Annotated in this window: 11 protein-coding genes; all 11 read right to left on the bottom strand. The window is 70.9% G+C overall.

Features of this window, described 5'->3' with window-relative positions:
* Window positions 1-217: 217 nt before the first annotated feature.
* Window positions 218-529: a hypothetical protein gene (locus QSK31_RS28635; RefSeq protein ID WP_285687545.1), complete on the bottom strand. Its 312-nt coding sequence runs from the start codon at window positions 527-529 to the stop codon at window positions 218-220.
* A gap of 11 nt (window positions 530-540) precedes the next feature.
* Window positions 541-1,779, bottom strand: coding sequence for an inorganic phosphate transporter (locus QSK31_RS28630; RefSeq protein WP_502873024.1), 1,239 nt, complete (start codon window positions 1,777-1,779; stop codon window positions 541-543).
* Between the two features lie 142 nt (window positions 1,780-1,921).
* Window positions 1,922-3,979, bottom strand: coding sequence for a PQQ-dependent sugar dehydrogenase (locus tag QSK31_RS28625; protein WP_285687543.1), 2,058 nt, complete (start codon window positions 3,977-3,979; stop codon window positions 1,922-1,924).
* Window positions 3,980-3,982: 3 nt separating this feature from the next.
* Window positions 3,983-4,900 (bottom strand): sugar phosphate isomerase/epimerase family protein, encoded by a 918-nt coding sequence (locus QSK31_RS28620; protein WP_285687542.1) that lies wholly within the window; start codon window positions 4,898-4,900, stop codon window positions 3,983-3,985.
* Between the two features lie 201 nt (window positions 4,901-5,101).
* On the bottom strand, window positions 5,102-5,881 hold the full coding sequence (locus tag QSK31_RS28615; protein ID WP_285687541.1) for a hypothetical protein: 780 nt from the start codon (window positions 5,879-5,881) through the stop codon (window positions 5,102-5,104).
* A gap of 14 nt (window positions 5,882-5,895) precedes the next feature.
* Window positions 5,896-6,771, bottom strand: coding sequence for an SCO6745 family protein (locus tag QSK31_RS28610; RefSeq protein WP_285687540.1), 876 nt, complete (start codon window positions 6,769-6,771; stop codon window positions 5,896-5,898).
* Window positions 6,768-7,256 (bottom strand): hypothetical protein, encoded by a 489-nt coding sequence (locus QSK31_RS28605; protein ID WP_285687538.1) that lies wholly within the window; start codon window positions 7,254-7,256, stop codon window positions 6,768-6,770. The genes QSK31_RS28610 and QSK31_RS28605 overlap by 4 nt, the downstream gene beginning before the upstream one ends.
* 12 nt (window positions 7,257-7,268) lie before the next feature.
* Window positions 7,269-9,581, bottom strand: coding sequence for a putative bifunctional diguanylate cyclase/phosphodiesterase (locus QSK31_RS28600; protein ID WP_285687537.1), 2,313 nt, complete (start codon window positions 9,579-9,581; stop codon window positions 7,269-7,271).
* 111 nt (window positions 9,582-9,692) lie between these two features.
* The gene (locus QSK31_RS28595; protein ID WP_285687536.1) at window positions 9,693-11,036 is read right to left on the bottom strand and encodes an NAD(P)/FAD-dependent oxidoreductase; all 1,344 of its coding nucleotides are present in this window, start codon (window positions 11,034-11,036) and stop codon (window positions 9,693-9,695) included.
* 14 nt (window positions 11,037-11,050) lie between these two features.
* The gene (locus QSK31_RS28590) at window positions 11,051-12,259 is read right to left on the bottom strand and encodes an RNA polymerase sigma factor (protein ID WP_285687535.1); all 1,209 of its coding nucleotides are present in this window, start codon (window positions 12,257-12,259) and stop codon (window positions 11,051-11,053) included.
* On the bottom strand, window positions 12,259-12,627 hold the full coding sequence (locus QSK31_RS28585; RefSeq protein ID WP_285687533.1) for a YciI family protein: 369 nt from the start codon (window positions 12,625-12,627) through the stop codon (window positions 12,259-12,261). Before QSK31_RS28585 ends, QSK31_RS28590 begins: the two co-directional genes overlap by 1 nt.
* Between the last annotated feature and the right edge of the window lie 31 nt (window positions 12,628-12,658).

Here is a 12,658-nt window from a genome sequence, read left to right as displayed (position 1 = left end):
CGGTGCTGGGCGGCGGCAAGCGGATGTTCGCCGAGGCTTCCGCCGGCCACGATGACGCTGCTCGGCGTGCGCCGGCGGGTGGGCGGGGGTCTTGCCGGTGTTGCAGGACAACCCGGAACGGCTCGCGGAGCCTGACCACGACGGTGGCCGGGCGTGTGCCACGGGACTTCGGTGTGCGCGTACCGAAAATGGGGTTGGACCGCGCACGGACCGGCCGCTATTTGTCGATGAGGGTGGGGATCACGTGGTCGAAGGTGATGGCCTTGCCGAAGCCGGAGGCGACGATGAACGTAATGCCGAGCAGGACGGCCAGGACGACCACCGTGAAGCAGGCGTAGGCGAGGACCTTGCCCGCGGGGCGGGGTGCGGGGACGGCCACGCCGGTCTCGGTGACCGTGGGCTCGCCGCCCGAGGACCAGGCCAGGGCGCGGATGCCCGCGGCGAAGAGGATGGGCAGGCCGGCGCCGAGGATCAGGCAGGTGAGCAGGACCCGCCAGGCGCTGTCGAGGGCGAACGTCACGTTGTGCACGGGGGCGCGTCCTATCCGGAGACCGAGACGGGGGCCACGGGCTCCCAGTCCTCGTTGACGTTGTGCTCGCTCACCGGGCGGCGGCGGGAGTGCAGGTACATGGCGGCGGAGGCGGCCAGGAGGACGACGAAGATCAGCAGGGCGCCGCCCGCGCCGCCGACCAGATGGCCCAGCCACCACATCAGGGCGCCGACCACGCCCGCGGCGGGGACGGTGATGAGCCAGGCGCCGATCATGCGGCCGGCGACCTTCCAGCGGACCACCGCGCGGGGCTGGCCGATGCCGGCGCCGACGATGGAGCCGGTCGCCACATGCGTGGTGGACAGGGCGAAGCCGAGGTGGCTGGAGGCCAGGATGACCGCGGCCGACGCGCTCTGCGCCGCCATGCCCTGCTGTGGGGTGATCTCGACGATGCCCTTGCCGAGGGTGCGGATGATCCGCCAGCCGCCCACGTAGGTGCCGAGGGCGATGGCCAGCGCGCAGGCGACCTTGACCCAGAGCGGGACCGCGCCGGTGTCCGTCCAGTCGCCGGCGGCGATCAGGGCCAGGGTGATGACGCCCATGGTCTTCTGCGCGTCGTTGGTGCCGTGGGCCAGCGAGACCAGCGAGGCGCTGCCGATCTGGCCCCAGCGGAACCCCTGGTCGGTGAAGCGCTGGGCGACGCCGAGGGTGATCCGGTAGATCACCCAGGTGCCGAACGCGGCGACCACCCCGGCGATGACCGGGGACAGCAGGGCCGGCAGCAGCACCTTGCCGACGACCCCGTCGAGTTTGCTGCCGTCGCCGTTCCAGTTGACGCCGGCCCAGCCGAGGCCGGCGACGGTGGCGCCGATCAGGCCGCCGAACAGGGCGTGGGAGCTGCTCGACGGCAGGCCGAGGAGCCAGGTGAACAGGTTCCAGATGATGCCGCCGACCAGGCCGGCCAGCACGATCAGCAGGAGTGCGCCGCCGCCGTCGGAGAGCAGTTCGGCCTTGGGGGCGCCGGTCTTGTCCTGGATCTTGACGACGGCGTTGGTGACGGTGAGGGCGACCTCGACGGAGAGGAACGCGCCGACCAGGTTGAGGATGCCGGCGAGGGCGACGGCGGTGCGCGGCTTGAGAGCCTTGGTGGCGATGGACGTGGCCATCGCGTTCGCGGTGTCGTGGAACCCGTTGGTGAAGTCGAAGCCGAGCGCGGTGACGACGACCAGCACCAGGATGAAGAACTCGTGGCTCACGAGGAGATCGTGACTGCCCGAACGGCCCGCCATCTAGAGCGTGAACGTGAGACGTCCGACTGTTCGTCGCTCGTTCACCTTCCGTTTCCCCAAAATGGCGTATTTGTTGCGGCTACGTCACGGAAAGCAGTGAGGGCCGGGTGCTGTACACCCGGCCCTCATCTGTCGTTTACCTCTACTCGGTCGGCGTGAGCACGACCTGGGCGGAACCGGTGGAGCCGTCCGCGTCGGTGTACTCGGCCACGAAGACCGCGGTCAGGTTGTCCGCGCCCTCATGCCCGGCCGGGATGAAGGTGGTGATCGAGCCGCTGCAGCCCGCGCTCGCGGACAGCGGGTGCCCGTGCTGGTCGTGGCCCAGGATGTAGTTCACCGTGACACTGGCGCAGTCCACCGGCCGGTCGTCGGTGACGGTCACCTGGTAGGTCACGACGTCGCCGAACTGGAACGGCTCACCCTCGGCGGGGTCCGTCACCAGTTGCACCGTGGGGGCCACCGGGCCGACGTGCAGCAGGAACTCGGCGGAGGCCGAACGCCCGGTCGAGTCGGTGACCTTGAGGGTGGCGCGGTAGTCGCCGTTCGTTGTGTACGTGTACGACGGGTACGCCTTGCGCGAGTCGACCGTGCCGTCCGCGTCGAAGTCCCACGCGTACTTCAGGTCGTCGCCGTCCGGGTCGTACGTGCCCGCGCTGGAGAACGCGACGGTGAACGGCGCCGAGCCGACCGTCGGCTCCGCGTTGATCTTCACGATCGGGGTCTTGTTGGCCGGCGCGTAGTCGATCCGGGCGAGCTGCGCCTCCGGGTTCTCGGCGAAGTAGCCGTCGCCGTACTCGAGGACGTAGAGCGCGCCGTCGGGGCCGAACTCGAGGTCCATCGGGTTGTCGAAGATGACCGACGGCAGCACCGACTCGATGTTCGTGACCTGGTTGCGGCCGTCCAGGGTGAGTGCCTTGACCCAGTCGCGGGTCCACTCGCCGAGCAGCGGCTTGCCGTCGTAGTACTCCGGCCACGCCGTCTCAGAGGAGTTCGTGCGGTCGTAGTCGTACGCCGGGCCGCCCATCGGGCCGATGCCGCCGGTGCCCAGTTGCGGCCACTCGGCGCTGGCGCCGTACCCGTAGATGATCTCCGCCTTCTCGACCGTCGGCAGGTTGCGCAGGCCGGTGTTGTTCGGTGATTCGTTGACCGGCTGGGCGCAGTTGAACGGCCGGCCCGACTGCCCGGTGGCGAAGTCGAAGTCGACGTACGGCAGGGTCGGCGAGACGCAGTACGGCCACCCGTAGTTGGCCGGCTTGTCGATCGCGGCCCAGCGGCCACGACCGGAGGGACCACGCGACGGGTTGTCGGCGTTCGCGTCCGGCGAGTAGTCACCGACGTACACCACGTCGGTGTCGGGGTCGACGGTGAACCGGAACGGGTTCCGCAGGCCCATCGCGTAGATCTCGGGGCGAGTCCTGGGGGTGCCGGCCTCGAACAGGTTGCCCTTCGGGACCGAGTACGTGCCGTTCGGCTTCACCTTGATGCGCAGGATCTTGCCGCGCAGGTCGTTGGTGTTGCCCGCGGTGCGCTGCGCGTCGAACGCCGGGTTCCGGGTGGCGCGCTCGTCGATCGGCGCGTAGCCGGCCGAGGCGAACGGGTTGGTGTCGTCACCGGTCGACAGGTACAGGTTGCCCTTGCTGTCGAAGTCGATCTTGCCGCCGACGTGGCAGCAGATGCCGCGGTCGGTGTTCACCTGGAGGATCTTCTGCTCGGTGGCCAGCTCGAGGGTGTTGCCCTTGAGCTTGAAGCGGGACAGCTGCAGGTGGCCCTTGAACCGCGCGAAGTCGGCCGCGGTGCCGTTCTCCGGCGCGTCGCCCTCGTTGACGCCCGGGGTGTCCGGGTTGTCGACGGGCGTGTTCAGCACCGGCGAGTAGTAGACGTAGACCCAGCGGTTGGTGGCGAAGTCGGGGTCGACCGCGATGCCCTGCACGCCCTCCTCGTCGTGCTGGTACACCGGGATGCGCGCGGCGAGCACGTTACGGCCGGTGCGCGGCTCGTGGATGCGCACGTCGCCCTTGCGGGAGGTGTGCAGCACCCGCTTGTCCGGCAGTACGGCCAGGGCGATCGGCTCCCCCGGGAAGTCGTTGAGGGTGACCTTCTGGAAGTCGGAGTCAGGTGGCGCGGCGGCGGCCATGGCCGGCGTCGAGAGCGAGGCCGCGATCAGCAGGCCCGCAGCGGCGGAAGCAAGAAGTCTGCGCATATGTCAGAACCGCAATCCCTTGAGGAAGTCGTAGCCCACGCGGGCGGTGTCCAAGGCTTGTTCCGGAGTGCGCGGCGGGGTGCCCGCGTCGTCGCGCTCCACGATGTACTCGTCCAGTCCGGCCTCGCGGGCGAGCCGGAAGATCCGCTTGAAGTCGATGACCCCGACGCCGGCGTCCTCGAACGGCGCGCTGGTGAAGTTGCTGGTGTCGACCTTGAGGTCCTTGACGTGCACCTGCCGGATCCGGCCGCGGTGCTTGTGGATCAGGTCGACCGGGTCGCTCGCCCCGCGCCAGGCCCAGTAGAGGTCCACCTCGAGGTGCACGTACCGCGGGTCGGTCTGGCTGGTGAGGATGTCGAAGCCGGTGCGGTCGGTGCCGTCCTGGCGGACGAACTCCAGGTGGTGGTTGTGGTAGCCGAAGCTGAGACCGGCACGGCGGGCCAGCTCGCCCGCCTTGTTCAGGTCGGCGGCGAAGGCACGGTAGACCGCGGCGTCCCGGATCGGCCCGTTCGGGCCGAGCCCGAAGAACGCGTGCACGATGTACTTGTTGCCGATGATCGCGGCGTCTTCCAGCGTCCGCTTCCAGGTGTCGGCGTTCCACGGCTGCGGGATGCCGGCGTGCCCGGAGGTCGCCCGCAGGCCCGCGTTGTCGAGAGCCGCCTTGAACTGGGCGGCGGTGCGTCCGACGAAGCCGGCGTGCTCGACCCGGGTGTACCCGATCTCGGCGAGCTCCTCCAGGCTCGCCTCCAGGTCGATGTTCAGCTGGTCACGGAGGGTGTAGAGCTGCACGCTGATGTGGTCCTTGGGCACGCGGCCACTGGTCCCGCTCGCCTGAGCGGGCGCGGAGATCACTGTGGACGTGCCGAGCGCGGCGGCGCCCGCGGCTGCGGCGCCGAGTAAGTTTCTGCGGCTGACGGTCATGAGGTGGCCTCCCCGGTCGGGTGTGGACGGGCACGGGGCGATGAAAGATCGACGATGTGCAATGGCGACGTTACCGGGAAGTTAAAGGCGTCACGAGATAAAGATTCGTCAGATCGTGCGAAAGTTAAGTCCCGGTAAGCAGATTGAATCGTCTTTAGTCGGGTTAAGGGTGGCGGCGGGGCTGGGGCGGTGCATACGGCTCTACAGCGGAACGAGACGAGCTGCCAGGGCCACCGTCTCCAGATCGCCGAGTCTGAGCCGCTCAGCGGCGTTCTTCTCGCCTAAACCTTCGAGTCGCTGCGCGGCCGTGGAGATCAACTCGGTCTCGCCGTCCAGCAGCCGGCGGGCCAGCCGGGCCTGGAAGGGACTCAGCTCCGCGTACGCGCACTGGTCGAGCGCCCGGATCGTGACCGCGTCCAGCGCCCCCGCGAGGGCCCGCTCGGTGACCACCTTGAGCAGCCAGGCCGGCCACCAGCCGTACTTGCCGATCAGGAAACCGGACCGGATCGCCTGCTCCGGGTTCTGCCCGCTGTCCAGCAGCCGCAGCGTCAGCGGGATGTCGAAGTACTCCAGCCGCAGCGAAGTGACGAACAGCCGGAGCAGCGGCATGAAGCCGACCAGCGGCTCGGCGCCCTCCGCCGCCTCGGCGAAGTCACCCTTCAGCGCCAGGCTGAGCACCTGGGCCTCCTCGGTGGAGGCGGTGCTGGTCGGGCTGTCGTTGAACCGGCGCACGGCGTCGGCGAGCCGGGCGGCCGCGCCGTGCGCCCAGGTCTCCAGCTCCTTGCTGGCGGGCTTGTTCAGCCAGCGCACCACCACGTCGGTGGCCAGCCGGGCCTCCTGGCGCAGCAGCGGCGCGGTGATCCGCCGGACCAGCAGGTCACCGAACCCGTCCACCAGCAGCGCCGCGTCGAACCGCTCGGAGGCCTCGGGGAACTGGGCCCACCACTCCGCGGGGTGCGGCGCGTGCCCTGAACCGTCCACCCCTCCAGGGTGTCCTATGGTGCGCCGTTACGTGCCGCTTTCACCAGGGTCATCGGGTCGAGCATGCCCGCCTTGACCACCGCGCGGCTCAGCGGCCGGGTCAGCTCGGCCAGCCGCAGCCGACCCTCCTCGCCCAGCACGGCCCAGCCCGGCTCCGCCAGCCGGTCGGTGGTCGCCTCCAGGTCCGCCAGCAGCGCCTGCCCGGCCTCGGTGAGCGTGGCCGGCTCCTCGATCGAGACCAGGTCACGGGTACGCAGGGAGTCCGTCGCCGCGGCCCACTCGTCGTCACTCCAGCCCCGGGTCTTCTGCAGGAACACCCGTGGCACCCGGCCGGTGGCGACCTGGAGCACGTTCGCCTCCAGCCCGGTGAGCCCGGCCAGGAGCAGCGCGCTCACGTGCCCGTCGCCACGGAACTCGCGGAGCAGCGTCTGGGCGTGGAAGAGCTGCAGGTGAGGCTCGTCCGGCCAGGGCAGGCCGGCGTGCGCGGCGAACAGCGGCCGGCCCTGCGGGAACTCCGCCGCCGACTCGGCCGCCAGGCGTGCCAGACCGGCCGCCTCCGCGATCTCGGCGGTGCCGACGTCGCCCAGGCCCCGGCGCAGCGCCTCGTCGGCCGCCGACATCCGGGCGTCCAGTGCCGCCGCCGGGGTGGTCCGCTCCCAGACCGCGGGCAGCACCCGCCGGACCAGGCCCGGGTGGAAGTTGTAGAAGGTGGCGATCACCGGGCCGGGGCCGGCCGGACCGAACACCGCCCCGCGCGAGGCGAAGTAGCCCTCCATCGGGCTCAGGCCCAGGTCGGCGAAGCGGCGGAACGCCTCCGGCGCGAAGTAGATCATCGCGTGCAACGGCTCGGTGACGCGCCAGGCCAGGCGTACCGAAGACTCGGTTGTCATGTGGTCTCCCCGAACGGCATCGTGATCTCCTGCGCCTGGGTGAAGCCGGCGCCGTGTGCCGGAGGTATCAGATCATGCGCGCGGGCGAAGCGGCGACCCGAACGGCGGGTCACGGTCAGGGTGGCCATCTGGACGGGCATCGGCGGCGGCTTGAACGGGCCGCTCCCCCAGCGGACCCAGATCGCGATGCGCCCGGCCTGCGCCTCGGCGAGCAGCTTGTCGACCGTACGCGTGCGGTCGCTGTGATCGACCTCGACCACCAGCGGCGGGCCGTCGGTGCGGGCGAAGGCCAGGTCGACCACCGAATGCTGACGGTCCATCGGCGGCGGCAGGGTCATCACGCTGGGGGCGCGCCGGTAGACCCGCCAGCCCTGCCCGCTGCCCCACTCCGCGACGGCGTCGAGCACCCGGGCGGTCACCTCGTCGGTGGTCAGGTCGCCGAAGGTCAGCTGGTCGAGCCACGCGGTGAGCGCATCCGCCTCCATGGGAGGAGGAGTTTAGTTGGCGGCTACGACAGGTTTGTGCGCCTGGGCACGCAGCAGCTTTCGCATCTGCTCCGCCGGCATCGGCCGGGCCAGGTGATAGCCCTGGCCGAGCCTGTAGCCGAGCTCGCGCAACTTCGCGACCTGGCCGGCATTTTCGATGCCCTCGGCCACCGTGTCCAGCCGCAGCGCGCCGGCGAGCTGGCTGACCGCGCGGGCCACCGCCTGCCGGGCGTCCGCCGCGGCCGGGTCGCCGTCCTCGATCTCGATACCGTCGACGAAGGACTTGTCCAGTTTGACGATGGCCACCGGGAACGCCCGCAGCAGGCTGAGCGACGACTCGCCGGTGCCGAAGTCGTCCAGGGCCAGCCGGACGCCCAGCCCGTGCAGCTCGTGCAGGGCGATCAGCACCTGCCGGCCGCGCAGCACCTCGGACTCGGTCAGCTCCAGCACCAGGCGTTCCGCGGGCAGGCCGCTCTCGGCCAGCGCCTCGCGCACGTCGGCGACGAAGTCCGGGTCGTGCAGCTGCCGCGCGGACACGTTCGGGGCGACCTTCTGCAGCGACTCCGGGCCGAACTCGGTCAGCCACGCGGCCACCTGACGGCAGGTCTCGCGCAGCACCCAGCGGCCCAGCGGCACGATCAGCCCGGTGCGCTCGGCGGCCGCGATGAACTCGCCCGGCAGCACCAGCCCGCGGGTCGGGTGCTGCCAGCGGACCAGCGCCTCCAGACCGATCAGCGTGTTGTCCTCCAGCCGCATCACCGGCTGGTAGTGGACCCGGAACTCGCCCTCGTCCAGCGCCCGGCGCAGCTCGCCGCCGAGCTGGATGTGGGTGAGCACCGGCTTCTCCATGCCCGGCAGGTACGTCACATAGCCGGCCTTGCCGCGCTGCTTGGCCGCGTACATCGCGACGTCCGCCTGCCGCAGCACCGTGTCCAGCGTGGTGCCCTTCGCCGCGGTGGACACGCCGATGCTGGCCTGCACGAGGAGTCTGTCCGGGCCGAGCGGGCGGCTGAGCGCGTCGAGCACCCGCTGCGCCACGATGGTGCCCATCTCGGGCCGCTCGCTGACCAGCACCGCGAACTCGTCCCCGCCGAGCCGGGCGGGCAGCCCGTCCGAGCCCGCCGCGGTGCGCAGCGCCTCGGCCACCGAGACCAGCAGCCGGTCGCCGACCGCGTGACCCAGCGAGTCGTTCACCGTCTTGAAGTCGTCCAGGTCGATGATCAGCGCCGACACCGCGTCCCGGACCCGCAGGTCGGCGGCGAGCCGGTCGCGGAACAGCGCCCGGTTGGCCAGCCCGGTCAGGCCGTCGTGGGTGACCTCGTGCTGAAGCTGGAGCTCGGACTGCTGCCGCTCGGCCAGCAGCCGCGCGTTGTCCCGGAAGCCGACCCCGAGCCGGGTGGTGACCAGCAGGCCGACCAGCACCGACAGCAGCATCGCGGTGCGGTCGGTCCAGGTCATGCCGCCGGTGGCGACGGCGGTCAGGGTCACCGCCACCGAGCCGACCGCGAGGTAGGGCAGCCAGGAGCCGCTCGGGCGTTCCGGCTCGACCGGCGGGGTGAGCACCGCCTGCCACTGCGAGCGGGCGGCCAGCGCGGCGAGCAGCGGCGCCATCGGCAGCACGATGGCCTGGCCGGGCACGTCACCGTCCCAGCCGAGGTTCACCGCGAGCACCGCGAGCACCGCGGCGGTCAGTCCGATGGCGGCGATCAGGCGCACGGCGGTGCGGTCCACCGGGCCACCGGTCACGTACGAGACCTTGGCGACGCCACCCATCGCGAGCAGGCAGGCCATCCCGACCAGCGCGATGCCGGCGTCGCTCCACGGGTCGGCGGCGGACAGCATCGGCGCCACGCAGAAGTGCCAGAGCAGCACGGCCAGGCCGAAGAACGCGATCGACCGGTCCAGCAGCAGCCGCCACTGCGAGCCGCGCGCGCGGCCCATCGGCACCGCGGTGACCGCCCAGATGGCCATGCCGAAGCCGAGGCCGACGAAGCTGGCGGCGATCCCGCCGATCGGCGGCGGGCGGTCGCCGACCGAGTTGCGCATCACGTCGATCGCCAGCAGCGTGTAGCCGGTGACGATCGAGGCGCCGGCGACCGCTGTCCGGCCCCAGAACCGGCGCACCACCGGGAGCAGGGGCACCGCGTTGATCAGCCGGACCATGCCGTAGACCGCGATCGCACCGCCGATCGGCAGCAGCCAGTAGACCGGCCAGAACGGGCCGGCCACGCCGAATACGTACAACACGTACCAGATCGACCCGGCGATCACGAGGGCCGCCGTCGCCAGGACATGGCGAATAGGCGCCCGCGCGTCAACGGTCATACCTGACAGATCGGCGGGACGGCTCCGCAACGTAGGAGTCCCGCCCATGCTCGACAACGCTAGGGAAAGGTGAATACGCCCGCATCGGTCAAATGGTCACACCGCGTAGCGTCATGGGTCGTTACGCGCTGAGTGACCGTTTCTGACGCGCTCGAAGGGGTCCCCGTACTCGCGCACGGCGGCCCGGGCGAACGCCTGCTGGAAGGTGGAAACCCGCTCCGAACGACCCCGGCCCAGGAAACTGACCGCCCAGTGCAGCACCGCCGTCACCCGGTTCTTGAAGCCGACCAGATAGAGCAGGTGCACCGCCAGCCAGAGCAGCCAGCCGGAGAACCCGGAGAAGCGCAGCCTGCCGACGCTGGCCACGGCGTGGAAGCGGCTGATCGTGGCCATGCTGCCCTTGTCGAAGTAGCGGAACGGCCCGGCCGGCTCCCGGCCCGCCAACCGGCGCTTGATCAGATCGGCCGCGTACCTGCCGCCCTGGATCGCCACCTGGGCCACGCCCGGCAGCCGGTTCAGCGAGGTCATGTCGCCGAGCGCGAAGATCTCGGGGTGCCCGGGCACGGTCAGGTCCGGGTTGACCTCGATGCGGCCGGACCGGTCGGCCGGCGCGCCGGTCGCCTCGGCGAGCTGCCGGGCCAGCGGCGGCGCGGCCACCCCCGCCGCCCACATCTTGGTCATCGACTCGATCCGCTCGCGGCCACGGGCGGTCTCCACGTCGATGCCGGTGGCGTCCACGCCGACCACCTTGGTCTCCAGCTCCACCTCGACGCCCATCAGGTGCAGCTGCCGCAGGGCGCGGGTGGAGAGCTGGTCGCCGAACGAGCTGAGCACCGAGCCGATCGCGTCGACCAGGATCACCCGGGCCTTGCGCGGGTCGATGTGCTTGTACTGCCCCGGCAGCGTGCGGTGGGCCAGCTCGGCGATCTGGCCGGCCATCTCCACGCCGGTCGGGCCGGCGCCGACCACCACGAAGGTCAGCCAGCGGTCGATCGTCACCGGGTCGGTCTGCAAATCGGCCAGCTCGAACGCGCCGAAGATCCGGGCGCGCAGCTCCAGCGCGTCGTCGATGCTCTTCATGCCCGGCGCGTGGTCGGCGAAGCCGTCGTTGCCGAAGTACGACTGGGAGGCGCCCGCGGCGACGATCAGCGTGTCGTACGCCACCTCGTAGTCGATGCCCGGCGCCTCGACCGTGACCTTCTTCGCCGCCGGGTCCACCCCGGTCACCCAGCCCAGGCGGACGTCCACGTTGTCCTGCCGCTTGAGGATCTCGCGGATCGGCGGGGCGATCTCGCCCTCGGACAGGATGCCGGTGGCCACCTGGTAGAGCAGCGGCTGGAACAGGTGGTAGGAGGTGCCGTTGATCAGCGTGATCTCGACGTCGGCACGGCGCAGCGACTTGGCCGCGAACAGTCCGCCGAATCCGGCGCCGACGATGACTACGCGATGAGGCATGAGATCAGCATGCACTACTTCGCGGGGTTGATGCGGTCGGCCCTGCGGCGGAAGAGTCGCTGCTCGGCGGCGTTGCGGGACATCGCGGCCGCGCGGCCGAGCTCGGCGCGCGCCTCGTCGCCGCGGCCGAGGCGGTCCAGGAGCTCCGCGCGTACCGCGGGGTGGTGGGGGTAATCGGGAAGATCGAGCTCATCGACGATGCGCAACCCACGCCCGGGGTCGCCGGCGAAGCCGAGCGCGACCGCCTGGTTGAGCCGCACCACCGGGCCCGGCTGCACGTGCGCGAGGACCTCGTAGAGGGCAGCGATCCGCGGCCAGTCGGTCGCCGCGGGGTTGATCGCGCGGGCATGGCAGGCGGCGATCATCGCCTGCAGGGTGTACGGGCCACCGCCCAGCGCCTCGGCCCTGGCCAGCGCATCGAGCCCGTGCCGGATCAGCGCCCGGTCCCAGCGGCGGCGGTCCTGCTCCAGCAGCGGCACCGGCTCCCCCGCCGCATCCACCCGGGCGGCCAGCCGCGACGCCTGCAACTCCATCAGCGCCAGCAGGCCGTGCGCCTCGGCGTCGTCGGGCAGCAGCGACGCCAGCAGACGGCCGAGCCGCATCGCCTCGTGACACAGCGCCGGCCTGGCCCAGTCGTCGCCGCCGGTCGCCGCATAGCCCTCGTTGAAGATCAGATAGACGATTTGCAGCACTTGACTTTGCCGCGCGGTCGTTTCGTCCTTCGTGGGCATTTCGAAACGCACTCCGGTCAGGGTTTTCTTGGCCCGGACGATGCGCTGGGCGGCGGTGGCCTCCGGGATGAGGAACGCCCGCGCGATCTCCGGCGTGCTCAGGCCGCACAGCATGCGCAGGATCAGAGCCTTCTGGGCGTCCGTGGTCAGCGTGGGATGCGCCGCGGTGAAGATCAGCCTGAGCAGGTCGTCGCCGAGGTGGTCGTCGATCGCGTCGTCCCAGTCCTCCGCCTCGGGCACTTCTTGGATCAAAATCAACTTCGACGCGTACGCATCGCGGCGGCGCAACGCGTCGATCGCCTTGCGTTTGGCCACCGCCATCAGCCACGGACCGGGCGCATCCGGCACCCCGTCCCGGTGCCACTGCTCCAGCGCCGCCACCAGCGCGTCCTGGGCCAGGTCCTCGGCCAGAGCCACGTCCCGCACGAATCGAGCCAGCCCGGCGATCAACCGGGCCGACTCGATCCGCCAGATCGCCTCGACCTTGTCCATCACGCGGGCGTGAAGTCCTCCGGCCCGAACACCTTGAGCACGTCGACCTCGCCCTCCCAGCCGGGCCACGAATCCCGGTGCACCTTCACGAACCGGGAGGCCCACTCGACCGCCTCGTCCCGGCTGCCGACATCGTAGATCGCATAGCTGATGACCTCCTTGGCCTCGGCGAACGGCCCGTCCGTCACCGACAGGTCGCCACCCTTCAGCGCGATCCTGGCGCCGGTGATCGACGGGGCCAGCCCGGCCGTGTCGAGCAAGGCGCCGGACGCGGTGGCCTCCTCGCCGAGCCGCATGATCGCGGCCATCAGCTCGGGCGGCGGCGGGCCGTCGGGGTGGGCGGCGCGGAGCAGGGTCAGGAACCTCATCGGGCTACCTCCATTTCGTTCATCTTTACGG

The sequence above is a fragment of the Actinoplanes sp. NBRC 103695 genome (assembly GCF_030269485.1).
Taxonomy (GTDB): Bacteria; Actinomycetota; Actinomycetes; order Mycobacteriales; family Micromonosporaceae; genus Actinoplanes.
Note: the sequence above shows the minus strand (reverse complement) of the source record. Positions and strands in the feature narration are given on the sequence as shown.